At 61.0% G+C, this 23,879-nt stretch carries 18 protein-coding genes; 6 read left to right on the top strand and 12 right to left on the bottom strand.

The window, feature by feature from the left end; genetic code table 11:
- Nucleotides 1–5: 5 nt before the first annotated feature.
- Together B9Y51_RS05360 and B9Y51_RS05355 are read left to right on the top strand one after the other, a co-directional pair.
- Complete coding sequence (locus B9Y51_RS05360) at nucleotides 6–758, top strand: pyrimidine reductase family protein (RefSeq protein ID WP_085529062.1); 753 nt, start codon at nucleotides 6–8, stop codon at nucleotides 756–758.
- A 165-nt stretch (nucleotides 759–923) separates the two neighbouring features.
- On the top strand, nucleotides 924–1,898 hold the full coding sequence (locus B9Y51_RS05355) for a hypothetical protein (protein ID WP_085529061.1): 975 nt from the start codon (nucleotides 924–926) through the stop codon (nucleotides 1,896–1,898).
- Nucleotides 1,899–1,973: 75 nt separating this feature from the next.
- On the opposite strand, the gene B9Y51_RS05350 is transcribed toward B9Y51_RS05355, so the two are convergent.
- The 4 genes from B9Y51_RS05350 to B9Y51_RS05335 all read right to left on the bottom strand — a co-directional run bounded on the left by B9Y51_RS05350 (nucleotide 1,974) and on the right by B9Y51_RS05335 (nucleotide 11,117).
- Entirely contained in the window at nucleotides 1,974–7,814 is a 5,841-nt protein-coding gene (locus B9Y51_RS05350) for a DUF3320 domain-containing protein (protein WP_085529060.1), read from the bottom strand.
- Nucleotides 7,815–8,257: 443 nt separating this feature from the next.
- Nucleotides 8,258–9,130, bottom strand: coding sequence for a 3-hydroxyacyl-CoA dehydrogenase family protein (locus B9Y51_RS05345; RefSeq protein ID WP_085529059.1), 873 nt, complete (start codon nucleotides 9,128–9,130; stop codon nucleotides 8,258–8,260).
- Entirely contained in the window at nucleotides 9,127–9,900 is a 774-nt protein-coding gene (locus B9Y51_RS05340; RefSeq protein WP_085529058.1) for an enoyl-CoA hydratase/isomerase family protein, read from the bottom strand. The genes B9Y51_RS05345 and B9Y51_RS05340 overlap by 4 nt, the downstream gene beginning before the upstream one ends.
- Before the next feature lie 2 nt (nucleotides 9,901–9,902).
- Nucleotides 9,903–11,117: a thiolase family protein gene (locus B9Y51_RS05335; RefSeq protein WP_218189220.1), complete on the bottom strand. Its 1,215-nt coding sequence runs from the start codon at nucleotides 11,115–11,117 to the stop codon at nucleotides 9,903–9,905.
- A gap of 453 nt (nucleotides 11,118–11,570) precedes the next feature.
- On the opposite strand from B9Y51_RS05335, the gene B9Y51_RS05330 reads away from it, so the two are divergent.
- The gene (locus tag B9Y51_RS05330) at nucleotides 11,571–13,721 is read left to right on the top strand and encodes an AMP-binding protein (RefSeq protein WP_085529056.1); all 2,151 of its coding nucleotides are present in this window, start codon (nucleotides 11,571–11,573) and stop codon (nucleotides 13,719–13,721) included.
- A 9-nt stretch (nucleotides 13,722–13,730) separates the two neighbouring features.
- Here B9Y51_RS05330 and B9Y51_RS05325 read toward each other — a convergent pair whose 3' ends face one another.
- Both B9Y51_RS05325 and B9Y51_RS05320 read right to left on the bottom strand, forming a co-directional pair.
- Nucleotides 13,731–14,075, bottom strand: coding sequence for an AzlD domain-containing protein (locus B9Y51_RS05325; RefSeq protein WP_053089988.1), 345 nt, complete (start codon nucleotides 14,073–14,075; stop codon nucleotides 13,731–13,733).
- Nucleotides 14,072–14,809 carry an AzlC family ABC transporter permease gene (locus B9Y51_RS05320; protein ID WP_085529055.1) on the bottom strand — a complete coding sequence of 246 codons (738 nt, stop codon included), beginning with the start codon at nucleotides 14,807–14,809 and terminating at the stop codon, nucleotides 14,072–14,074. The genes B9Y51_RS05325 and B9Y51_RS05320 overlap by 4 nt, the downstream gene beginning before the upstream one ends.
- Before the next feature lie 65 nt (nucleotides 14,810–14,874).
- Here B9Y51_RS05320 and B9Y51_RS05315 point away from each other — a divergent pair, with 65 nt between their 5' ends.
- Both B9Y51_RS05315 and B9Y51_RS05310 read left to right on the top strand, forming a co-directional pair.
- On the top strand, nucleotides 14,875–15,477 hold the full coding sequence (locus B9Y51_RS05315) for a helix-turn-helix domain-containing protein (RefSeq protein WP_126855813.1): 603 nt from the start codon (nucleotides 14,875–14,877) through the stop codon (nucleotides 15,475–15,477).
- A 180-nt stretch (nucleotides 15,478–15,657) separates the two neighbouring features.
- A complete protein-coding gene (locus tag B9Y51_RS05310; RefSeq protein ID WP_085529054.1) occupies nucleotides 15,658–17,337 on the top strand; it encodes a BCCT family transporter in 1,680 nt (559 codons plus the stop codon).
- Here the strand turns inward: B9Y51_RS05310 and B9Y51_RS05305 are convergent.
- From B9Y51_RS05305 to serS, 4 genes are all read right to left on the bottom strand, one after another.
- Nucleotides 17,334–18,026 (bottom strand): hypothetical protein, encoded by a 693-nt coding sequence (locus B9Y51_RS05305; RefSeq protein ID WP_085529053.1) that lies wholly within the window; start codon nucleotides 18,024–18,026, stop codon nucleotides 17,334–17,336. The genes B9Y51_RS05310 and B9Y51_RS05305 overlap by 4 nt on opposite strands.
- 133 nt (nucleotides 18,027–18,159) lie before the next feature.
- Complete coding sequence (locus B9Y51_RS05300; RefSeq protein ID WP_085529052.1) at nucleotides 18,160–18,960, bottom strand: carbon-nitrogen hydrolase family protein; 801 nt, start codon at nucleotides 18,958–18,960, stop codon at nucleotides 18,160–18,162.
- A gap of 64 nt (nucleotides 18,961–19,024) precedes the next feature.
- Nucleotides 19,025–19,882, bottom strand: coding sequence for a Cof-type HAD-IIB family hydrolase (locus B9Y51_RS05295; RefSeq protein ID WP_048681476.1), 858 nt, complete (start codon nucleotides 19,880–19,882; stop codon nucleotides 19,025–19,027).
- A gap of 144 nt (nucleotides 19,883–20,026) precedes the next feature.
- Complete coding sequence (serS, locus tag B9Y51_RS05290; protein WP_085529051.1) at nucleotides 20,027–21,334, bottom strand: serine--tRNA ligase; 1,308 nt, start codon at nucleotides 21,332–21,334, stop codon at nucleotides 20,027–20,029.
- A gap of 98 nt (nucleotides 21,335–21,432) precedes the next feature.
- On the opposite strand from serS, the gene B9Y51_RS05285 reads away from it, so the two are divergent.
- Entirely contained in the window at nucleotides 21,433–22,584 is a 1,152-nt protein-coding gene (locus B9Y51_RS05285; RefSeq protein ID WP_085529050.1) for a diacylglycerol/lipid kinase family protein, read from the top strand.
- Here B9Y51_RS05285 and B9Y51_RS05280 read toward each other — a convergent pair.
- Nucleotides 22,581–22,904, bottom strand: a complete 324-nt coding sequence (locus B9Y51_RS05280; RefSeq protein WP_126855814.1) for a hypothetical protein — start codon at nucleotides 22,902–22,904, stop codon at nucleotides 22,581–22,583. The two genes, B9Y51_RS05285 and B9Y51_RS05280, sit on opposite strands and share 4 nt — an antisense overlap.
- A 43-nt stretch (nucleotides 22,905–22,947) precedes the next feature.
- Entirely contained in the window at nucleotides 22,948–23,868 is a 921-nt protein-coding gene (gene pheA / locus B9Y51_RS05275; protein ID WP_048681489.1) for a prephenate dehydratase, read from the bottom strand.
- Nucleotides 23,869–23,879 lie beyond the last annotated feature (11 nt).

The following is a 23,879-nucleotide window of genomic DNA, read 5'->3' as shown; positions in this document are numbered from 1 at the left end:
GCCTCATGAGCACACCGATCCACCGCATCGCGACGAATACCCCGGCTCTGGACGATGAGGCCCTACTGGACACCTACGCGTTTCCCGACGACCGCCCGTGGCTCCGCATGAACTTCATAGCGTCCCTCGACGGCGCCGCAACCTTGGATGGAGCGTCCGGCGGCCTTGGGGACGATGCGGACCAGCGGGTTCTCAATCTGTTGCGCCGCCCTGCCGACGCGGTGCTCGTGGCCGCGGGGACCGTACGCCACGAGGGGTACGGTGCCATGCGACTCGACGATCAGGCCGTGACCTGGCGCCGCAAGCGGGGGCTGGCCGACCACCCAGTCTTTGCCGTGGTTTCCCGTACCTTGAACCTCGATCCGCGCTCGCCCATATTTGCCGAGGCGCCGGTTCGGCCCGTAATCCTGACGGTCACGGAGGCGCCCGAGGAGCGGCGACGGGAACTCGACGAGGTTGCTGATGTCGTTTCCGCCGGAAGAGACGACGTCGAGCCACTTCAGGTCCGGAGGCTCCTTCACGAGCGGGGTTTACGCACCGTCCACGGCGAGGGCGGGCCATCGCTCTTTGGGGCCTTCGTGGCCGTCGACGCCGTCGACGAACTCTGCTTGACCCTCTCCCCGACGTTGACGGCCGGAAAAGCGAGCCGCATCGGTCATGCCGAACGCGCCGTCGCCACACGGATGCGGCTCTCCTCGGCGCTCCAGGCGGGCGACGAGTTGCTCCTGCGGTACACGCGAACACCAGAGACCTCGTAGGCAGAACTTCGGCACCTCAAGGCCTCAGCCAAGACGGAGAAAAACGCCTTCACGCGGTTGAAATTCGCAAGAGTATACTCGCTGGTAAGTCTGGTCGCGAATGGCTATCGTGGTTCCGACACATTCGTCAGAACCACACCTCGCACACCGTCGGAGAACCACACCATGCCCAGTTTCGGCAAGACCCTGCCCACCTACCTTTGCCTGGGAGCCTTGGCTTTATCCAGCCTCCTGCTCGGTGGATGCGCCTCCAATTCCCCAGATGCTCAAGGGTCCGCTAACGCATCCGGTCAGAGCTCGTCGGGGCAGAGCTCATCTCCCTCAGAAGGAGAGTCTCATAAACCATCGGAATTGATCGGTGGAGGAAGAACGGTATTTCCCGATCGCCGCATGGTAGCCCTCTACGGTGCACCGAATGATCCACACCTCGGAGCGCTCGGTGAACAGGGCCCGGAAGAATCGGTCCAGAGGGTCAAGGAGCTGGCGAAGCAATACGAGCCCTACAGCAAGGAGCCCGTCATTCCGGCGTTTGAGGTCATCGCCACGGTGGCCGACTCCGTCCCTGGAGCAGATGGGGACTACTCCAACGAATTGTCTCCCGAAAGCCTCAAGCCGTTGCTCGACGCTGCAAAGAAGAACGGTGTGTACGTGATCCTGGATTTCCAGCCGGGCGCCCAGGACTTCACGAGCCAAGTCAAGGAATATGAGGACATCCTCAAAGATCCGAACGTGGGAGTGGGGTACGACGCCGAATGGCGGTTGGCCCCGGGTCAACGCCCGCTGGAGCAGATCGGCTCAGTCACCGCCGCCGAACTCAACGAGTCCATGGACTACGTCGCAGACCTCACCCGCCGTGAGGATCTGCCGCAGAAGGCCGTGGTCATCCACCAATTCGCGGGATCGATGATTCAAAATCGCGAAACTCTTAATACCTCACACCCCGAACTGGCGTTGACCCTGCACGCCGACGGCCACGGTTCACAAGAGCTGAAGAAACAGACGTGGGATGCCCTCCAACAGGGCCTTCCGCAGGGCATCTTCATGTCGTGGAAGAACTTCTACGACGAAGATTCTCCCATGGCGACGCCGGAGCAGACCTACCAGATGACGCCGAAGCCGTGGGTCGTGACGTACCAGTAGACCTGCTCCGTCATGATTGGATCCCCGGTGCCTGTCAGACGATGCAGTCGTCTGACAGGCACCGGGGATCCGGTATTAGCCCAAGATGACGTGATTCGTGTCCGTCAGTTGGAAGCTACCTGCTGACAATTTCCAATCGATGACTCGCCCAAAGTGGTCTCGTATTCTCGCTCCGACACGGTTGAAGTTGAACAGGTTCGCGGCCTCTCGAATCAGTTCCTCTCGAGTCGGAGCAGATTCCGCATTTTCGACACGCTGTTGAAGGACCGATGTCATGGCATTCGCAACCTCACGAGGCGATATTTCCCGAGCTTCGTAGTTGCCGGCGTCGCCGCGAGGGCGATAGCCGGAATACAGCTCGGGGTTGATCGATTCGGGCCAGTAGAACGTTCCAAACCCGTCGAGGCGTTCAGGTGTTTCCCGAGCCAGAGCCAAAATATCTCGGGACCGGCCTCCCGTAATCCGTCCGAAGCCAAATCCGCTCCCCAGAATCTTGGCGAGGCGACTCTCCTCAATCGGGCCTTCAACATTAATGATGTCGCTGAGATGTTGAGACACTTTCTCACGCACCGCTGCATCCTTGAGCTGGTCCAGTTCCTCTCGGTTACCTATGGACTTCTCCGGATACTCCCTATATTCATGCTGGCCACCAAAGTCCTCAGCTTTGGATGCGATATTCTGCGCGTTCGGAGCGTGAACTTCGCCCGCGCTTCGAACCAACAACGATTCTGAGGATTCCTCGTGGCCCAGCGACGTCAGGTCCTCGTCGCTGTGAAAAGACTCGACGAGGCTTGAAAAGTCATCTTTACGAGGTGACACCGTCTCTTCCATGGACTGCACCTGAGTGCCATCGGTTTCTACATCCACGGGCTCGCGAGTCGCGTCTACGCTGGGTTCCGGTTGGGACAGCGCCTGAGCGCATCGCTCCACGTCGGCGACGGTCGCCATCGGATCCGCATGCCATACAGGGAGAAGCATCTGATAGGTCCCTTGCCAGCCCATCACGCCCTCCAGAATCTGTGACGGTAGGGCCACACGGTCGGATACCGCAATGCGCTCCGCCCACTCCGGTGTATCGAGGACAACGGCCAACCAACCGTGCGACGGTGAAGCTCGCACGGCCAAATCAACCCGAAAACTAGAAACCCCGACGTCGGTGACAACCTCTAGCCCTCGTTCCACCAAGGCGTCTCGCACGGAATCCCGATACAGGTCATAGCGTTCCTGGTGAACTGCCGATTCGGTTCGGGTACGCCCTTCAGCGAAAGCGAGGTACTCCTTGAGGTGGGCAACACCAAGGGCTCTAGTTCGTTTCAGGTCGAGTTCACTGGACTTTATCGAGGTATAGAGGGTTACCGATTCCCTCGCTCGGGTCACCGCAACATTCAACCTTCTCTCACCGCCGACATTATTGAGCGGGCCGAAATTCATGGGCATGCGTCCGTCGTCCGCTCGAGGGGAGAAAGCCAGCGAGAAGAAGATGTGATCACGTTCGTCACCCTGCACATTGTCCAAATTCTTCACGAACAGAGGGTCCCGCGAACTCGTTAGCGCCTTCCGCACCGCCTCATCCTGACAATTCTCCAGCTGGTCCAAAATGAGGTCTCGCTGTTGGACGTTGAAGGTGATGATGCCCAGAGATGCCGATGGATCACGAGCAAGCCTATGGCGCACTTCTTGGACAATAATCTCGCACTCCTTTGGGTTGGTCCTTTCAGCACCGTGGCCGAACTGTCCACCCACGAACACCGATTCGACACCCATACCGGAACGTCGCCCCGGAGGGGACGGGAATACGGAAAGGCGATTTCGGTAATACCTGCGATTGGAAAACTCAATCAACGAGTCATCCCGACTCCGGTAATGCCAGGACAACCATCGTTGATTCATACCCGAGGCCACAGCCTCTGAGAGGATAGATTCCTGGTCCCCAACGGCCATCTCCCCGTCAAACTCCGACTCATCATCTTGCGTTGCGGCAAACGAAGACCCCGGGGGCATCTGCTTCGAGTCCCCGACGACGACGGCCGCGGCGGCTCGACCCAAAGCACCCACTGCGTCTGCGACTCGAATCTGTGAAGCCTCATCGAAGATGACCGTGTCAAAATTCGCTGCGCCGACGCTCAAAAATCGGGCAACAGACGCCGGACTCATCAGAACACACGGCGTGACCTGAAGTATTTGTTCACCAAATCGCTCAAACATTTGCCGAACGCTGCCACCGCGACTCCGGTCAATCTCTTTGCGTAATCTCGAATTGATCGATTTCTGCCGACTACTCGCCTCGATCAGTTGAGCCGGTACTTCCCTCACCAGTCCCTTTTTCAGTTGCCGGGAGGACTTCAAGTACTTCTCCACATCGTCCAAGTACTCGTGTTTGTCGGTGGAAGCGAGACCTGAACGGCGCAAGGCATCGTCAAGGAGCACACGCGCCGTCGCAATCGCCATTGCATCCTCCAATCCAGCAGCTGACGTTCCACGAGCGAGTTCATCAGCAACCACCGGAACGCCTATGGTCCGTAGTCGCTCCAGCACCACAAGGAATTCGAGCCCTTCCACAGCACTGGTCCTATTCTCAGGACTCAGTGAAAGGTTCCAACCTTCACGATTTTTGCGAATGATCTCGATGGGAGAGCGTCCATCCATCCAAGCCTTGCTGGAGGTCGACGTGAGGCAAGCTGAGCTACACACCTCATCCCAAGCCCGATATAACTGCTCCACCTCTGCAAGATGATCTCCTCGCAGAGTTGCGTCCAGGTCACTGACGACCAATTGTTCTAAGGCATCGGCCGCCCTTGGCCTATCGGCTATGAGACGACGGAGAAGATTCCTTTGCCTGAGAGTTTCAGAGGCAAGGTGAATTTCATGATCCAGCCACTGGAAAGTGGCGTCCGCGAATGGATCGAAATTCTTGCTCCCCAAGACACTCTTAACCTTGTCGGAAAGCTGTCGGGTTTCTGCATGCAGTGCTTCAACATCGTTGAGAAGCCTTAAGGGCTCATCCTTATATTCGTCTGCACATACCGGTTGAACTATCGTGAGAATCTCATCCGTGGAGTTCTTGAGCAGACGGTGACGTTTGAAGATATTCGCGTCCTGAGCCGATCGATAGTCCGCCCGCAGCTTCGATAGGTCCAGATGATAGGCCGCGGGCGTCAATTTGGCGGCAAAGGAACTCCAACGCGTCGAGAGTTCACCAGCCTCCCTCTTGATGGAATGGAGACTCTCGGGTGAGGGGTCGGGAGATTGAAGCTGACTGGGAATTGCAGATCGCTGAGCCGGAAGCCCCTCGAGCCATTCGACAAAGAGCTCCCGCCTGTCATGTAGCAGGTCTAGAGCGGTCGCCACTGGTTCACGCACGTGATCAAAGGCCTCGAGCAACCGGCCCACCGCATCCAATAAGTCCTCCAGCACGCCTGGAGACAAGGCGGAGTCGTCCGAGGCGATGCCTTGTACGAGCACATCCCATTCTGGGCTCGAACGTGGAACCACATTCCGTCGGCTCAAGCGATGGGATCGAGAAGCCAATTCGAGCAGTTCATCCCCATACGAATTCACCGTGCCGGAACTTAGGCCAAGGTCTTCCGGCGTCCACTCATCCGTCGCGCTCCGAGAAGAATCAAGTTGTGCCCAGTGCTGATACAAAGACCACACACTTGTCCCGTTTTCTGATGAATCGTGAAGCGCGTGAGGATATCGTGTCAGCGTTTCGATGTCGTCACGAAGCTGGGAAGTCAGCACTTCAAATGCAGCCGGGTTCGGTACTCGATGATCATCGAGTGACTCCGCAAGTTGCTTTCTCACAGGTGCAGCGGACTGCTTGGCTCCGTGGACATTGAGGACCAGCGATCCTACTCCTGCACGCTTCAGCCTTTCCTCGACGACTTCCAAAGCAGCTTGTTTTTCGGCCACAAATAGGATGCTTCGTCCAGACGCGATGCCATCAACGATCATGTTCGTAATGGTCTGGGACTTTCCAGTTCCCGGAGGGCCTTCCAGCACAAAGCTGCAACCGGCCGTTGCCGCCTTGATGGCGGCCAACTGGCTTGAATCCGCCGGCAGGGGCAGGCAAGCATCCACTTCATCGGTCGCGACCACCTCCGGTGCATCGACGGAGTCAGCGAACACTTCCCCAGTGCTATTGACCAAATGGGAAACCAAAGGTTTCTCGGCTAATTTCTCCCAGTTATTCTTGATGTCTCGCCAAAGGTCAATCGTCGAAAACTGCAAGTTTGCGAGGTACACCTGTTCGTTAACAGAGAATTCAAGGCCCTTGCGGACGAATTCATCCCTTAGTTCGGCAAGTATTCGTTGAATATCGATGCCACTACTGTCCTTATGAGGGTTCTCGAGAACGTCAAACTCGACTCCATGTTCCTGTTTCAATTTCTCGATGAGGCAGTTATTGGGCACTATTTCCTGGCCCGGGTCGAGCGAAACCTCAAATGCACTCGACTTCGAACCCGCGAGAACCACCGGAAGGAGGTAGAGGGGAGCGGTCCCACCGACTCCACCAGCACTGTCGACCCACTGGAACGTACCAATCGTAAGAAACAGGCTGTTCGAGCCCGTTTCCTCCACGGCGGCACGTGCCTCTCGACGCATACGAATCAACTTATTCGCCGCACTCCCACCTTCGTTATGGACGAAGAGGGCATTCTCCTGATCGAAAACTTGGAAGAGTTCTTCTTCCGGAACTTGCCTCACGGACGACCAACCACGGCTACGTTGGAGGTCGGATAGATCGTCCGCCGTCCGCAATCTCACGACGCCGTGGGATTGGATGTAATCCTCGAGGTCGCCCAGTTGAACCGAAGGAACCAGAACTTCGACGCCCCTCCTCGATGACAGGTTAAGCAATGGATTGCGTCTCGTGAGGTCGAGGAGGTTTCCCATCCACCCTTGGACGCGAGCCGGTGCTCTATCAATCGCCGCAGGTTCGCTGCGCGTGACGGCGCCCGGGGCGCCCGGCACGCGCCGGGAAACAGCCACGGAGACCGTCTCGATGATCCTCGTTCCATCCACAGTCGAGATCTTGGGTAGAGGCCTGACCCGCCGATGGGCGGCCCGGATATCCAACACATAACGAATGCCGCGACCACCGTCAGCCTTCCGATGTGCTTCACGGACTGCATCATCAAAATCTCTCTCGGCGCCAAAGGTGAAACCAACCGTCTCGACCGCAAGCATCAAGTCACCGCCGAAGAGATTGCTCAGCTGCTCGGGCGTAGACACAACAAACCTCTTGGGTGCCGCATCATCGAGAAACAGGCCGGCTAGTGCATGCCCGGGGCAGATCGCCACGACCGGATTCAACCCCGCCTCTTCGAGACACGCAGCGTAGAGCAATGAGAGATCGATACATGTCCCAAATTTCCGCATCAGCACATCATCATGGGTCCGAATTCGTTGCCCCGTGGCCTCGAACGAGGCAGGTGGCTCCGAATAACGAATTCCCGCACTTTGCAATGCCTCATATATTGCCCTGGCGGTCGCTCGAACTCTCGCCTCGCCCCGCTGATAGCCCACCAGACTTGGGTCACCTGTGGTTTTCTGCAAAATATCCGCCGCATTGGACAGAATGTCCTGAACCGCGTCAGCTCGAGGACGTACGAATGCCGCCAGAAGTTCCGGAACCGTCGTAGCGTTCCACTCATCGTGGGCTAAACGCCGGATGGGGATGGTCTGATGTACATCGTGGCCATCAATGGAAAATTGCAATCTCAACTCATCGGCGCTGGCCTCATCGATGTTAATGAAGCTCTCCGCCGGCAATGACCAGGCCAACTCGGTTTGGTCCATCACCAGAAACGAGTCAGGGTCAACCTCGCGGCCGTCACCCGTCCATGAATATTGGCTAACGGAAGATTCACTCCGGTCCGCTTCCGCCTCAAGGCTCGCGAGCGAAGCGCGCATCTGGTCAACCGTCAGGGGGCGTGCAGAATCTGTATTAATGATTCCAATACCAGCCAGTGGCCCTACCCCATTGTGTACCAGCGCAAAGTTGATAGCTTCCCTGAAGCAAACCGTAATTCTGGCGTTTCCCGCCGAGAACGTGTGTCGTTTAAGACCAAATTCAGTGTCAGATAATTGTAAATCTACAATAAATTGAAGGTCGGCAATACGTTCTTCTCGATTGTCCACGCCGTCAACAAGTCCGCCCTCGCTCAATGGGCTTCTCCCTAATTCGCATGAGATCCAAGGTTGAGGATCTGAAATTTCGCCGTCACGTACATCAGCAGTCTAGCCATGTAACCTGAGCCACGAACTATTACTCGGTCTGCGGCTACGAATTTTCACGCCCGACATCCGCAAGGACATAGGATCACGCGTAGGTTCTGAGTTTTGGATTTATCCGACTACTCGTAGGAATAAAACCCCTTCCCCGCCTTTTTCCCCAATTCTCCACGCTCGACCATGTCGCGCATGAGCTGCGGTGGGGCGAAACGGGGCCCGAGTTGGGATTCCAGGTACTCAGCGATGCCCAGGCGGACGTCGAGACCGACGATATCCGTGAGGGCGAGCGGACCCACGGGATGCTTGTAGCCCAGCGTCATGGCGAGATCGATATCTTCAGGGGAGGCCACGCCTTCTTCGACCATGCGGATCGCTTCGAGGGACAGCGCAACTCCCAATCTAGACGAAGCAAATCCGGGAGCATCATGCACCGTGACCGGCGTCTTGCCCAGTCCGGCGACCCACTCTTGGGCCCTTTCGCGAAGCTCCTCCGAGGTCCGCCGGCCCAGCACGACCTCCACCAACTTCGATGCCGGCACGGGGTTAAAGAAGTGCAAGCCGCAAAACCGTTCGGGACTCTTCAGCTCCCCCGCCAAACCATCCACGGACATCGATGACGTATTCGTCGCCAACCACGCGTCGTCGTGCAGCTGGGACTCGGCGCGCCGGAGCGACTCCACTTTGAGGTCCCACATCTCCGGGACGGCTTCAACCACCAAGCCGCACTCACTGAATGACGAGGCGTCCGTGGTGACGTTCAGGCGGTCAAGCCATTCACCAGCCGTGCCCTCAATTTTGCCGCGTTCTACCGAGGCCGAAACGTCCTTCTCAATGCGCCCTCGAGCGGCCGAGACGGCGTCGTCGTTGACCTCGACGACCACCACCCGCACCCCCACAATAAGAAATGCGTGCGCGATGCCGGACCCCATGCGCCCGCCTCCCAGCACTCCGATGGTCTGCGGGAGGGCCTGTTCTGTATGGTCAGGACGCTTCATGAGCGTCGCTCCTTTCGGCGGTCCAAGAAGGACTGCATTCGGTCGAATTTTGCTTCTGATTCGAAGAGCACGGCTTGAGCCAACTCATCCACGTACGGGTGGGCCTCACGCGGGGCATGAAAAACCCCCTTGGCAATGCGAATCGCGAGGGGATCCTGACGCGCAATGCGATCCGCGAGCGCATGGGCGGCGTCGAGCAATGCCTCTGGCTCGTGGATTTCGGTGATCAGTCGCGCCGCGAGGGCCTCCTCGGCGCCGAGGGTTCGGCCGGCCAGGAGCATTTCCTTGGCCAATGGTTCGCCCGCAAGTTCCCGGAGCCGCCACATCGCGCCGGCCGCGGCCACGATTCCGAGTCCCGTCTCCGGCTGGCCGATGACGACGTGGGGCGTTCCGATCCGGAAGTCCGCCGCCCACGCCAACTCCGCCCCGCCGCCCAAGGCGTATCCGTCGACGGCCGCAATCACCGGCATTGGAAGGTGCGCCAGTCGATCAAAAAGTCGGGAGTTGATCCCTCGGAGCGCGTCGTCACGACGTCGTTCTCGAAGCTGCCGGATGTCCGCTCCGGATGCGAACACTCCCTTTCCCTTGACTTCCGTTCCGGAGAGGATCATGATCTTCGGCTCGGACTCCAGGTGGTCGCACACGCGGTGGAGTTCTTCGACCATGGTCGCGTCGATCGCATTGCGAACCTCCGGACGGTCGAGACGGATATGCAGTCGGTCTGGACCTTCTTGGGCCGTGATGGCGGTGAAGTCACCCGTCAATGTCATGGTTATACCCTTTCGATCAGAAGCGCGGCGCCTTGCCCGACGCCGATACACATCGTCGCCAACCCGCACCGTGCATCTTCGCGTTCCATACGGTTGAGCAAGGTGATGGTGATGCGTGATCCCGAAGAACCGAGTGGGTGCCCCAGGGCGATCGCGCCGCCGTCTCGGTTGACGATCTCCGGATCGAGCCCCAAGCGGCGGATGGAAGCCAAGGACTGTGTCGCGAAGGCTTCGTTGAGCTCGACGGCGCCGAGGTCGCCGATGGACCACCCGGCACGTTCCAGAACCTTCCGGCTCGCGGGGACCGGGCCAATGCCCATGATTTCCGGGGCGACGCCGGCCGAGGCACCAGCGACCACTCGCGCCCGGGCTTCGAGGCCGTACTTCTTGACGGCTCGCTCGCTGGCCACGAGGATCGCCGACGCGCCGTCGTTCAGAGAGGAGGAATTTCCCGCGGTCACCACGGACCCGCCTCGGACCACCGGCCGCAGTTGGGCCAAGCCGTCGACCGTGGTGCCGGGCCTGGGGCCTTCGTCCACCGCAACCACGGTCACCTCGCCCTTGCGACCAGTCACCTCAACCGGCAGGATTTCCGCGTCAAAGTGTCCGGCCTCGATCGCCGCGGCCGCCTTCGCCTGGGATGACGCAGCAAATTCATCCGCTTCGTCACGGGTAATTCCGTCCACCCGGGCGACTTCTTCGGCAGTTTCGGGCATCGAGTAGGTGGCCTTGCCCTCGCGGGACAACGGGCCCTTCTCAAATCGAGGGTTCACGAACCGCCATCCAATCGAGGTGTCGAACACCTCCCCGGGCTTGGAGAAAGGCCGGGACGGCTTCTCCATGACCCACGGCGCGCGGGACATCGACTCGACCCCGCCGGCGACCACCAGGTCGGCCGCACCCGACGAAACCATCTGGGAGGCCACCGTGATGGCCGACATCCCGGAGGCGCACAGGCGGTTCACCGTCATCCCGGGAACGCTGTCCGGAAAGCCCGCGAGCAACCACGCCATGCGGGCGACGTTTCGGTTCTCCTCACCCGCGCCATTCGCATTGCCGAGAATCACCTCGTCGACGTCGGCCGGATCGATCCCCGCGCTCTCGACGACATTCTTGACGCTCAGCGCGGCCAGGTCGTCCGGGCGCACGGAGGAGAGCGATCCCCCGTAGCGGCCGACGGGCGTGCGGACACCTCCGACGAGAAAAGCTGGGGGCATGGTGGTCATCTGAACTCCTTGTCGAGTCGTCGAACGTGCCTCGGGTCGGCGCGTCGAACTGCCCTGTCGGCAAGGCCTCCCCGGTCCAGGAGACCCATCTCACGGATTTATTTACCGACCATTCGTTCACTAATATTTCATCCAGTGTGACCCAGGTCAATTCTCAAGCCGTGATTCTGGCCCCCGACGTCACAAAATCCCGCGCTGGCAGCGGGCCGACCGACCGCCGTCGTCGCTCCCATGACGCACTTTGACGGCCGCCGGGTCATCCGCCGCAATACCTCCGCGCAAAGTGGCATGCGATGCGGTTCGCGCGATGTACTGGACGCGACAACCATCCAGAGCGACCGAGAGACCTGGCTCGACGACGTCGCAGCAACCTCCCCGTCGGCGGCTAACCCCGGCACGACGGGTCCACGTGGTGCTACAGCCAGGCTTCGATGGAGTGATCTCATGCCTCTTCCCGCGGACTACGCCTTTTCCGACCCGAACCGCCCCACACCCAACCCCGCCCTCGAATCCGACGAGGCCCGGGTTGAGTTCTGGGAAAGCCAGGCCGGGCGTCTGACGTGGAACCGCCCGTGGCACACCGCGCACCGCTTCGAGCGGCCCCAACACACCGGCACGAGCCCCGAAGGCGCCCCGGAATACAGCGTCCCGGAGATCGCGTGGTTTGAGGGAGGCGAGCTCAACGCCGCATATAACTGCGTGGACCGCCATGTTGAGGCCGGCCGAGGCCATCACGTCGCCCTCTATTTCGAGGGCGAGCCGGGCGACCGAGAGGTCTATACCTACGACCGCCTGCTGGAAGAAGTCTGCCGGGCGGCCAATGCGCTGGAGTCCCTCGGTGTCGGCAAGGGCGACCGCGTCGTCATCTATCTGCCGGTCATTCCCGAGACCGTGATCATCACCCTGGCCTGCGCCCGCATCGGGGCGGTCCATTCGCTGGTCTTTGGGGGCTTTTCCGCCGAAGCCCTGCGTTTCCGCGTGGAGGACACCGGCGCCAAGGTCCTGGTCACGTCCGACGGTCAAAACCGGCGCGGCGCCGTCGTCCCGGTCAAACACATTGCCGACGCCGCGTGCGAGGGCGATAACGCCATCGAACACGTGATCGTGGTGCGCAGAACGTCACGGCCGGGCCGGACCACGCCGTCCGGAATGAAACTGAACGCTTCCGACAAGGGATACCTGTCCAAGGATGAACTCGCGGTGCCGTGGCAGCGGGGACGCGACGTCTGGTGGCAAGACCTCCTCGAGAAGGCCTCAACCCATCACGAACCCGAGTTTTTTGATGCCGAAACGCCGCTCTTCATCATCTACACCTCGGGAACCACCGGCCGGCCGAAAGGGCTGGTGCACACCACCGGCGGCTATCTCACTCAGGCGGCTTACACCCACGCCCTACTCTTCGATCTCCTCCCGGAGACCCTCGATGAAGGCAACGAGTTGCGGCCCGATGAACTGTCAGCGGTCAATGATCCCGCGAAGGTCGACGCCGCCGTTCATTGGTGCACCGCCGATCTCGCCTGGGTCACGGCCCACACGTACGAGATCTACGGACCGCTCCTCAACGGGGTGTCCGAGGTGATCTACGAAGGCACGCCGTCGACGCCGCACTTTGGCCGGCACTTCGAAATCATCGAACGATACGGTGTGACCACCTACTACACCGCTCCCACCCTCATCCGCTCACTCATGGGAGCTTTCCCGCAAGGCCTGCCGGCCACCTACAATCTCTCCTCGATCAAACTGCTCGGCTCGGTCGGCGAATCCATCAACCCCGAAGCGTGGACCTGGCTGCGCCGGAACGTCGGCCGCGATGAGGTGCCGTTCGTAGATACGTGGTGGCAGTCCGAAACGGGTGCGACCGTGTGCTCTCCACGACCGCACGACCCGCAGTTCGCCCCTGCCGGGACCTTTCCCGCCGAGTCACCGCGCCTGCGGTCGAAACCCGGATGCGCGGTGGGACCCATCCCGGGAATCTCGACTCGGGTGGTTGATGAGGAGGGCAACGCCGTGCCCCCTCACACGCAGGGCTTCATCGTCGTGGATAAGATCGGACCGGCCATGGCCCGAACCGTGTGGGGAAACCCCCAGCGATACCTCGACTCTTACTGGCGGCATTACGGGGAACGCGGCTGGTTCCTCGCCGGCGACGGCGCCAAAATCGACGACGAAGGCGACATCAGCATCCTGGGCCGCATCGACGACGTCATCAATATTTCTGGCCATCGCCTCTCAACCATCGAAATCGAATCGGCATTGATCACGCACGAAGGAGTCGTCGAAGCAGGTGTGTGCCCCATCGAAGACTCATTGACCGGCCACGCCGCCGTCGCCTTCGTGACCGTTCCTCAAGGCCACGACGTCGACGAGGCCGCATTGCGCGAGGAGCTGCGAGCGCACGTTGCCCAGGAGATTGGGCCGATCGCCAAGCCGAAGGACGTCGTCGTGGTCCGGGATATTCCGAAGACACGTTCGGGAAAGATCACTCGACGGCTGCTGGGCGAGCTCTACCAAGGGCGCACGCTCGGGGATCGGTCCTCACTTCAGAACGAAGAAGCTCTCGACGATATCGCTGAGGTCCTGGAGACACGGCCCTAGGCAGGTATCTCAGGCCATCCCCCAGAGCCTGAGCCCCGCGCATACGGCCATTCCAAGAATCACGCAGAGGAGCATGGGCACCTTGAAGAGGGCTGCCCCGATACCGACGCCGGCCCCGATCACCCGCGAAGGGCCGGCGAAATCCTGCCCTTCATAGACGAGCGTGGTTGCGGCGACCGCGCAGATCAGGACCACGGTCGCGCGGTCCATCCAGATCCGAGCGGGAGATTGGCTTTCGACCTCCGGGTTCGAGCCCGATCCCGCCAAGCTGCCGAGGTGCACCCCCAAGTAGCGCAGCAGGTAAGTCCCGATCACAAGACCGGACATGGCGAGGAGAAATGGCAGCGCGTTCATGCAGAGTCACCCTTCGTTGTGCGGTCTCGACGGATCCGCGAACGGGTCCATAGGAAAGATGCCGCGGGAATCAGAATCACCAAGGAAGCAACCGCGCCCAAGCCCATCGGCAGAACGGGTGTTGCAGCGACGGCAAGCAAGGAGCCGCCAGCCGCCATGATCGCCAGGAGGGGGTTCTTGAGATCCTGCACCACGAGGCAGAAGAGAATAATGGGGAATGCGACGTCGAGCCCCAGGGCATCCGCATCAATGATGGACCCCAGGAACTGGCCTAGGGCTGCTCCTGCCACCCAGGCGGGGAAGAGCAATGCTCCCATCAGCACAAAATGCTGCCACCGCTGGGTGCGTCCGCGGACGGACCGTGCGAATGCGATGGTCTCGTCGTTGACCAGGTGGGCCGCAAAAAAGCGTCGCCAACCGCGCGGCACGTATTCACCGGCACCGAGACCAAACGCAAAGTTCCTGGAGTTCACCAGCAACCCGCCCAGCACTGCAAAAATCGGGGCACCGCCGGCCGCAATGACGCCGACGAAGGTCAGCTCGGCCGCACCACTCGTGGCCAGGGCGGCCAAGAGGACGGTCTGCCACATCACGAATCCTGACGCCTGCGAGATCGTGCCATAGGAAATGCCGACGGCGCCGATGGTCAGGGCAATCGCGGCCGCATCCCGAAAATGGGCCCGCGTGAGGGATTCCGGCCACCTCCCGGAGACCGTTCTATATAACGAACGCATGTCCTTTATAGTGCCGTCTGTCGAATCGTTCGTCAAGAAGGACGATTTTCCAATATAATGAACACATGGATGCCGACTATGCTCCGAACAACGCCCCACTCGAGCCGCAAGCGGACCAGGAACCCGAAGTACACAAACTTCGTATGGCGCAGGCCTTGCAACGCGAACGGGCTCGCCTGGGCCTGAGCCTCAGCGAGGCCGCGAAAAGGGCCGGGGTGAGTAAGTCCACGCTCTCCCAGTTGGAGACGGGAACCGGCAACCCCAGCATCGAAACCATGTGGGCCCTGGCCACCGCGTACGGGGTGCAGGTCGCTCAGCTCTTGGAGCCGCCGCGAGCCAAGGTTTCGCGGGTGCGGTTCAAGGACCTTCCGCAGTTGCCGTCGTCCTCGGCCTCCTACTCCGCCGCGCTGCTATCCCCAGGTCACACCGGCATGCGACGCGATGTTTATGTAATTACCGCCGAGCCCGGGCCGGCCCGGAAATCTCAACCCCACCCTCCCGGAACCGTGGAGCACCTGCTCCTGACGTCGGGACGAGCGCGCGTGATCTGCGACGGCGAGGCCGTGGTCCTCGAACCGGGCGAATTCCTGACTCACGCCGGGGATATCGAGCACAGTTTCGAGGCCCTCGAACCCGGCACGATGGTCATCGAAGTGATCGATAGTTAACCGGCCCACCACGGCCAAGCGGCGTCGTCATACACATCACACAGTTCAGTTTTGCGCTAACGTAGGTGCCCCACCCCCTGACTGAAGCGTCGGGCCCCGGCCAGGCCCGGACGGCCCCGGGCATTCGAGCGGCCTCGCCCGCTAACCGCCCACGCTTCGGGAGCCCCTGAAACGGACCCCATGACCAGTACGCCGCCCTCCACGGATTCCACCGACACCGCTGAAATTTCCGACGTTCCGACGACCCTTGCTCCGCCGTCTTCCGCCGATTGCCACAGACTCGGCATGGGCCAGACACCGGATCAGCTCTGGGCCCACAAGCTACGTGAACGCCCGGGCGTCGTGTTCTGGGGTTCCCTAGGCCTAGTAGCCGTTTTCGTTCTTTGGGCCGGGCTCTCCCCCAGCTCGCTCAGCACCTCGATGACCACCGTCATGGACTGGGCGGCCGGAAATATTGGCTGGACGTACCTCGTCGTCACCCTTGGGTGCATTCTGCTCTTGCTGTATTTGGCTGTGAGCCGTTTTGGCGGAATTCGCCTGGGTGCAGAGCAAGACCGGCCCGAATACTCGACCTGGGCTTGGCTGGCCATGATCCTTTCGGCGGTCATGGGCATCGGACTCGTCAGTTATGGCGTGGCCGAACCGATCATGCACTTCACCAAGCCTCCACACGGTCTCGCCGAACCGGGAACCTCCGAGGCCGCGGTGCGGGCCCTTCAGTTCTCGTTCTTCGACTGGGGTCCCCACGCGTGGGCGGTCTTTGGCGTCTTTGGCCTAGCCATCGCCTACTCGACCCACCGACGTGGCAATACTGGACTCATCTCACCGATGTTGCGACCCGTGTTTGGAAAGGCCATGGACGGCTGGGCCGGTCACGTCGTCGACATACTCGCCGTGATCGCAACGCTCTTCGGCACCACCACGTCCCTGGGGCTCGGCGCCTCCCAAATATCCGAGGGGCTCGAACGCGTCTTTGGCTTGCCCAATGGAACCGTGGTGCAGATCGCGATCATCGTCGGCATCACCGTCGTTTTTACGCTTTCGGCGCTCTCGGGAGTCCACCGCGGGATCCGGTACATCAGCCAAATCACCGCGATACTTTCGGTCTTTCTCGCCGCCTTCGTGGTGGTTGTCGGGCCCACCGGATTCCTGGGAAACCTGTTCTTCCGGTCCTTGGGGCAGTACCTCAATGACTTCCTCAAGGTCAGCCTGATGACGCCGACTAACGACGCCGACGTGCAGTGGTACCAGTCCTGGACCTACTTCATGATGGCCTGGTGGTTGAGTTGGGGCGCTTTCGTCGGTGTTTTCCTCGCCAAGATCTCGCGAGGTCGCACGATTCGCCAGTTTGTAGCGGGTGTGTTGGGGGTTCCCAGCATCGTATTCTTCGCATGGTTCACCATCTTCGGCGGCACCGCGATCAAATTCGACATGGACGGTGACGCCGGAATCGGCAAAGCGGCGACCACCGACCTTAATTCGGCTTTTTTCGAAACCCTGGCTCACATGCCGTGGGTCACGGTCACCTCGATCGTCGCAATCCTCCTCGTGGTCCTGTTCTTCGTTTCGGGTGCAGATGCCAACACCTTCGTGTTGAGCATGCTGACCTCGCGAGGAGCGCTCGAGCCGAGCCGACCTGTCCTCACGACGTGGGGTGTGGTCACCGGTCTCAGCGCCATCGTCCTGTTCCTGGTGGGCGGGTTGGAGGCCCTCCAACAGGCGGCGATGCTCTCCGCTCTACCGTTCGCGCTCGTCGTCGCCGCCCTTGGGATCTCTCTCATCAAAGCCCTCCGCGAAGATCACGAACCCGGACACACGCCCAAGGCACACCAGGATCGCCCCGAGGTGGTCGATCGCTAGGCTTGCTGGGGCACGAACTGATTGCCGTCCCAGTGCATGAGCTTCTTCTTGCCGTTCTTCTCCACCGTGAGGGTGGGTTCGCCCTCGGGCGTGATGTGAAGGTCCGTGTTCCGGTAGGCGTTAACCCCGCTGGGCATGGAGTTATAGGAGTTGTATCCCTGGTCGGTGGGCGTCAAAACAGTGACGCCGCCGCTGTAGCTCAGGTAGACATTGCCGTACTTGTCCACGTTGGAGCCGTTCTCCACGTTCCAGCTCTCGGACGTCGGGCTTTCGGCCGGTCGAGTTCCGAACCAGAGGAGATCTTTGTCTGTGTCCTCAACGTAGCCAATGGGCTTATCGTTCTGGTACAGCGCGTAGGCCGCGTTGCCCCGCGGCGGCCCGTCACCTTCAGAGCGCTTATCCCAATAGGACACCACGGTCATGGGTCCATAACGGGGATGTTTGACCTCGACGCTGCCGCCCTCCACGCAGTAGTCGTGGCAGGGGTCGTCAATGACCCTGAGCTGCTGATACTTCCCGGAGGACGAGGCTGACCCCGATGACGAGGCAGATTGTGCCGCGCCCGTGGGTTCGGCACTCGGAGAGACGACCGTCGAATCGCTGGGAGGTTCGGTGCACCCCACCATCAGCGGAACGGCCACCACCGCCAACACGATGAATCTGCCCACCATCACGGAGCGGTCCATCATGGCTTCCTCCTCCGGCCCTTCCCGTCTCTTGTCATTGAGAATTCCAATCGATCAGGGGTTCGTCAATGGTCTGACCAAGATTCGGAACACCATCCGTGGCACCACAGGCGTCCAGCACGCTGGACGTCTCCGACTAGTACCCCAGCTTCGCGTTCTCCAACACCGGAATCGACTTCTCGGCACGACGCACCACGTCCAAGTCCAGCTCGATGACGCGCAACTGCTCATCCTCACCGAAACTGTGAAGGACGTGACCGAAAGGGTCCGAGACCAGGCTGTGCCCAATGCCCGTGGGCGCGCCGGGAGTCACCGAGATCCCGGAAGCCGCGGGGTCGGCCTGATCTACCGAAACCACAAGAGTGTTGCTATCCAGAGCTCTCGCCCTCGCCAAGGTCTCCCACTGCTCGACCTTGCCCTCTCCGCCAGCCCACGAAGCACTCACGACACAAACATCGGCGCCCTTCCGGGAGAGTTCGGCGTACAACTTGGGAAAGCGAATGTCGTAGCACAAGCTCAGACCCACATTGACCCCAGCAATGTTGACGACCACCACGTCCTGGCCCGCTGACACGGTCTCGGACTCGGTAAACCCGAACGCGTCGTAAAGGTGCATTTTCGCGTAGTCCAGCCGCTCCCCTGACGGCGTGTACACCGCCAGGATATTGCGCACCTTGCCGTCTTCCGCGGGGGCGAACTCGCCCACGATCACGGTGATCTCCGTTTCGGCCGCGAGCCACTGCAACTCGGTCTTCCAGTGTTCGCCGTGCTCCTGTGCGGCCGCGGCAAGATCGGAACCAAACGCCGTCATCGTGGCTTCGGGAAAGACGACGACGTCGGCCCCCGACTCGGCCGAACGTCGCGCGTAATCCTGAACCTTCGTCAAGTTCTCGGCCACCGTGTGGCTGCTGTTGATCTGCGCAATCGCTACCTTCATGAATCCTCCCAGGTCCGTTGTTCTCACTCGAGACTACGGCGTGCGCGCGCCAGGGAGGAACCGGTTAGGCGAGGATGGTGCGGAGAATTCGGGCCGCGCCGTCGTCGTACACCGATTCGGTCACTTCGTTGGCCGCCGCGATGACCTCTTCCGGGGCCTGACCCATGGCCACTCCGCGCGCGGCCCATTGGAGCATCTCGACGTCGTTGTGTCCGTCGCCCATCGCGATCGTATGGGCCGGGTCCACACCCAGCTGGCGACGAATCAATTCCAGGGCAGAGGCCTTAGAGACCCCACTCGCGGCAATATCCAACCACGGCGTCCAACCCACGGCGTACGTCACGCCGTGCAAACCCACCTCGTCGATGATCTCGGAGAAGGTCCCCAAGTCGATTTCACTCGAGAAGACCACCACACGCACGGCCTCGAGCTTCAGCAGCTCCTCGAAGGAAACCTGCTGCGCCTCCATGCCAAAACTGCGATCTTGAAATTGCGCGGTGGAGTAAAAAGAGCCGTCGGCGGCCTCCAACGCGAACTTCGCGCCGGGCAGACGGTCTCCGAGGGCCGCGAGCGCCTTGGCGGGCTTAAAGGTTACGGCGTCCACCACGCGGTATCCCTCCCGAAAATCCGGGCCGATCTCAACGGTCACACCGCCATTCGAGCTCACCGCAAATCCGCGTTCGATCCCGGTGAGTTCCACAATGGGGAGGGTGGCGCCTTTCGACCGACCCGTGGACACGACCACATGGTGCCCCTCGCGGGCGACGTCTTGGACGGCTTGCCGTACCGCGTCGCTCATGTGGCCGTCATGATCGACGAGTGTTCCGTCGACATCAAGGGCCACCAGGTACTTCACCCCTGCTTCTTGGTGCCAGTGCCCTTGCACCGGCGGGTGAATCATCTCTTCTGTCATAAGTTCCATGCTTTCATCCGACAGGCCCGCCCTAACGGGACAACGCCATTTCGGCGACGTCGCGGTGAACCCACGGCAAAAACTGCGTCGTGGAAGCGAATTCTTCGAGTTCTGAACCGCGCCCCGCGAGGCCGGGCGGTTTAACGACTGTTCTTACTCGCCGGCGGCGTCGAGAACTTCCATGCCGCCCATGTAGGGTCGCAGCGCCTCGGGGATGCGAACCGATCCGTCCCGCTGCTGATGGGTCTCCAGGATCGCGACAAGCCAGCGCGTGGTCGCCAGCGTCCCGTTGAGGGTGGCGACCGTGCGAGTTCCGCCCTTTTTCGTTTTGCCTTGTCCGTCCACGAAATCCGGCTTACGCTCGCGAATATTCAATCGACGGGCCTGGTAGGTCGTGCAATTCGAGGTGGAGGTCAGCTCGCGGTACGTGCCTTGCGTGGGGATCCACGCTTCGCAATCGAATTTCCGGGCCGCGGAGCTCCCCAAGTCCCCTGCGGCGGTATCGATCACGCGGTACGCGAGCTCGCACTTGGCCAGCATCTCTTCTTCCCACGCAAGCATTTTCTCGTGCATGCCTTCGGCCTCTTCGACCGGGCAATACACGAACATCTCAGCTTTATTGAACTGGTGAACGCGAATGATTCCGCGGGTGTCCTTGCCGGCCGAGCCCGCCTCGCGGCGGTAGCAGCTGGACCACCCCAGGTACTTTTTCGGGCCCTTCTCGAAATCAATGATTTCGTCGGCGTGATACCCCGCGATGGCAACCTCCGAGGTTCCCACGAGGTAAAGGTCGTCGCGTTCCAGGCGGTAGATTTCGTCGTCGTGCTTGACGTTAAATCCGGTTCCGGCCATCGTTTCGGGACGCACGAGGGTGGGCGAGGTCAGCATGGTGAAGCCGGCCTTGGTGGCCTGATCGAGGGCCATCCAGAGCAGGGCCTGCTCGAGGCGAGCGACGGCTCCCTTCAGGAAGTAGAAGCGGGCACCGGAGACCTTGGCGCCGCGCGCCATGTCGATGCCGTCGACCAATTCACCGATTTCCAAATGATCCCTCGGTTCGAACCCTTCCGCGCTGAAGTCCCGAGGTTCGCCAACGGTCTTGAGGGTAACGAAATCGTCCTCGCCGCCGGTGGGGACGCCGTCGATAATGAGGTTCTCCATGCGGGACAGGAGATCGTCCTGAGTCGCCTGTGCCTCGTTTGCGGCAGCTTCAGCGGCCTTGACGCGCTGGGACAGGTCCTTAACCTCGGCGAGCAAATTCTGCTTTTCCTCGCCCTGAGCTTGCGAGACCTTCTTGCCGAAGGACTTCTGTTCGGCTCTCAAAGACTCGAAATCACTCACCGATTGGCGCCGATGAGCGTCGGCCTCAAGGATTTGGTCCACGAGTTCGACGTCGGATCGGCGGGCTCGCTGTGAAGCCCGGAAGAGGTCAGGATTTTCGCGCAGCAGGTTAATGTCGATCACGCCCCTAACTTACCGCACCGCCGGGGAAGTGCCACGCGCGGTTCGAGGCACACCGGCGTTGTCACGGCAATCACGACGGCGACCGGTAACCTGGGTATATGCGCCTTCCCGGAAAAGCCGTCGGCATCGCGAGTTTCGTCGGGCTCGCCGTCGCCGCAGCGGCCAGCGTCATCACGACTTCACGAGGTCGTCCTCCCCTCTTGACCCAAGCGGTTCCGTGGCGTCCCCGGCTCGAGCCGGGCGAGCCCCGCCACGTGGGCGTCGTGTACAACCCCACCAAGTCCCTGGCGCATTTTTCGTGCGACGCCCTGACCCACGCCACACGTCGCGCCGATTGGCCGACGCCACGGTTTTACGAGACCACCGAGGACGATCCGGGGCACGGCATGGCCCAGCAGGCACTGGCCGATGGCTGTGACCTCCTGATCGCGATGGGTGGAGACGGGACGGTCCGGCAGGTCGCAGAGGTCCTTCAAGGGACCACGGCGAACTTGGGCATTGTGCCCCTCGGCACCGGCAACCTTTTGGCACGGAATTTGGAATTGCCGATCTCGGATCTGCATTCGGCCATCGACACGGCCCTGCACGGTCGACCTCGTCGGATCGACACGATTCGCTTGAACGTGCGTCGACCGGACAAATCCTCCGACGAGACGACGTTCCTGGTCATGGGCGGCGCAGGTTTCGACGCACAGGTCATGACGGACACCCGTGAAGACCTCAAATCCCGATGGGGATGGTTGGCCTACGTGGAGGCGGGATTGCGGAATCTCGTGTCGCCTCGGAGCGCCGTCTCTCTTCAAATGGACGACGAACGGCCCATCCGACGCAAGATTCAGTCGGTTCTGGTGGCCAATTGCGGCGAAATCACCGCCGGAATTCACCTGGCCTCGCGCTCCACCGCCGACGACGGCCAGCTCGAACTCATTTTGATGACGCCGCGGAACCTGATTGGGTGGGCGTCCCTCACCCGTCAGGTCATTATGCGCAATCGGAGCGGACTACCGGTGATCGAGCATCTTCACGGCTCGAGAGCGGTGCTCGACTTCGGTCATCATCCCCAGCCGGTAGAAATCGACGGCGACCTCATCGGAACTGCCGAGCGGCTGGTTGCGGAGGTGCTCCCCGCAACGCTCAGCATCAATACCTACCCCGAAACCATGACTCCATTTCGGAGCTTGGCGAATCTCAGCAAGTCCGCAGGCGATTCACGCTCCGGGTGGAATTGGCGCCGTCTCGTGCGGCGCTAGGCCGGTAGGGAAGGCGACTTCTCCGACGACGACGTCTGAGCAGCCTCCTGCATCCGCTTCTCGATCAACTGATCGCGAGCGCGTTTTTCACCCACGAGCCCCGAGATGGTCATGATGAGTCCCAGGATGAGCAAGGGGATGCCCGCGAGCATCATGATGGGGGAAGCGATCTTGGCTCCGCTATCGGCTTCCGTATCGTGGCCAAGCTCGAGAGCCCAAATGCCGAGACCGTAGCCACCCACAAAAATGCCCAAGACGAGCATGATCACGCCCGCCTGCAGCCAACCGGGTACCCGCATTCCGCCTCCAAAGTCGTTCATCAGCTTAAGTGTTCAGGATCGGCCGACATGGGTCAACATGGCCTCAGAGGCCGTCGACCCAGGCATTCGCACGGGCAAAGGCCTCGTCCGTGTGGTGCGGATCGACAATCGGCTTGCGCCCATCGGCCCGGGGATAAGAACCGAGGAATTTCACTCCGGGTGAGACTCTATGAAGCCCACGCAAGGCATGACGCATCCGCAAGTTGTCCACGTGACCTTCGGCGTCGATCGAGAAGAAGTACATGCCAAGGGCCTCGCCTGTGGGGCGGGATTCGATGCGCGAAAGATTGACACCTCGAGCAGCAAATTGCTCGAGCAGATCCATCAGGGCTCCAGCGCGATCCTTGGGGAGTGGAATGACCACGGTCGTTTTGTCCGCGCCGGTGGGTGCCGGCGTCGGCAATCCTCCCTTTACGGCGGTCACGAGGACGAACCTCGTGATCGCATTGGCGTTGTCGCCGATATCGGTCGCCAAGACGTTCAATTCGGGGTGATGGTCGGCCACGATGGGAGAACACACGGCGGCGTCGTAATCGGGGGTTCCATCGAGCAGGGCGACGGCGGCGGCGGCCGTCGAGCTGGCCGGAACGTAGTCGGCCCCCGGAAGGGTTTCTTCCATCCAGCCGCGCACCTGGGCCCACGCGTGGGAGTGCGTCGAGACCACGCGCACCTCATCCAGACGGATGCCGGGCGCACCCACGAGGATGAAGCGAATCGGCACGAGAACTTCTCCAACGATGCGGAGGTCGTCGCCCGCGGCGATGGCATCGAGAGTTGCGGTGACCCCACCCTCGACCGAGTTCTCGATCGGCACCATGGCGGCGTCGACCTCCCCCTGACGGACCTTGCTGAGTGCAGCAGGCACCGAATGCGACGGAATGCGTTCGGCTTCGGCCGCCTCCGGGACGGAGAGCAACGCGGCCTCGGAGAAAGTTCCCTCCGGGCCCAAATAGGTGTACTTCATGAGGGCAGCCG

The sequence above is a fragment of the Kocuria massiliensis genome (assembly GCF_900169715.1).
GTDB classification, from domain to species: domain Bacteria; phylum Actinomycetota; class Actinomycetes; order Actinomycetales; family Micrococcaceae; genus Rothia; species Rothia massiliensis.
Note: the sequence above shows the minus strand (reverse complement) of the source record. Positions and strands in the feature narration are given on the sequence as shown.

Excerpts from the sequence above, each read along its gene's own strand:
- B9Y51_RS05325 (WP_053089988.1), bottom strand. The coding sequence starts at position 14,075 with ATGAACGCGCTGCCATTTCTCCTCGCCATGTCCGGTCTTGTGATCGGG.
- B9Y51_RS05355 (WP_085529061.1), top strand. The coding sequence starts at position 924 with ATGCCCAGTTTCGGCAAGACCCTGCCCACCTACCTTTGCCTGGGAGCC.
- B9Y51_RS05320 (WP_085529055.1), bottom strand. The coding sequence starts at position 14,809 with ATGCGTTCGTTATATAGAACGGTCTCCGGGAGGTGGCCGGAATCCCTC.
- B9Y51_RS05335 (WP_218189220.1), bottom strand. The coding sequence starts at position 11,117 with ATGCCCCCAGCTTTTCTCGTCGGAGGTGTCCGCACGCCCGTCGGCCGC.
- B9Y51_RS05315 (WP_126855813.1), top strand. The coding sequence starts at position 14,875 with ATGGATGCCGACTATGCTCCGAACAACGCCCCACTCGAGCCGCAAGCG.
- B9Y51_RS05300 (WP_085529052.1), bottom strand. The coding sequence starts at position 18,960 with ATGAAGGTAGCGATTGCGCAGATCAACAGCAGCCACACGGTGGCCGAG.
- B9Y51_RS05330 (WP_085529056.1), top strand. The coding sequence starts at position 11,571 with ATGCCTCTTCCCGCGGACTACGCCTTTTCCGACCCGAACCGCCCCACA.
- B9Y51_RS05305 (WP_085529053.1), bottom strand. The coding sequence starts at position 18,026 with ATGATGGACCGCTCCGTGATGGTGGGCAGATTCATCGTGTTGGCGGTG.
- B9Y51_RS05340 (WP_085529058.1), bottom strand. The coding sequence starts at position 9,900 with ATGACATTGACGGGTGACTTCACCGCCATCACGGCCCAAGAAGGTCCA.
- B9Y51_RS05295 (WP_048681476.1), bottom strand. The coding sequence starts at position 19,882 with ATGGAACTTATGACAGAAGAGATGATTCACCCGCCGGTGCAAGGGCAC.
- B9Y51_RS05350 (WP_085529060.1), bottom strand. The coding sequence starts at position 7,814 with ATGCGCGCTTCGCTCGCGAGCCTTGAGGCGGAAGCGGACCGGAGTGAA.
- B9Y51_RS05285 (WP_085529050.1), top strand. The coding sequence starts at position 21,433 with ATGCGCCTTCCCGGAAAAGCCGTCGGCATCGCGAGTTTCGTCGGGCTC.
- B9Y51_RS05310 (WP_085529054.1), top strand. The coding sequence starts at position 15,658 with ATGACCAGTACGCCGCCCTCCACGGATTCCACCGACACCGCTGAAATT.
- B9Y51_RS05360 (WP_085529062.1), top strand. The coding sequence starts at position 6 with ATGAGCACACCGATCCACCGCATCGCGACGAATACCCCGGCTCTGGAC.
- B9Y51_RS05280 (WP_126855814.1), bottom strand. The coding sequence starts at position 22,904 with ATGAACGACTTTGGAGGCGGAATGCGGGTACCCGGTTGGCTGCAGGCG.
- B9Y51_RS05345 (WP_085529059.1), bottom strand. The coding sequence starts at position 9,130 with ATGAAGCGTCCTGACCATACAGAACAGGCCCTCCCGCAGACCATCGGA.
- pheA (WP_048681489.1), bottom strand. The coding sequence starts at position 23,868 with ATGAAGTACACCTATTTGGGCCCGGAGGGAACTTTCTCCGAGGCCGCG.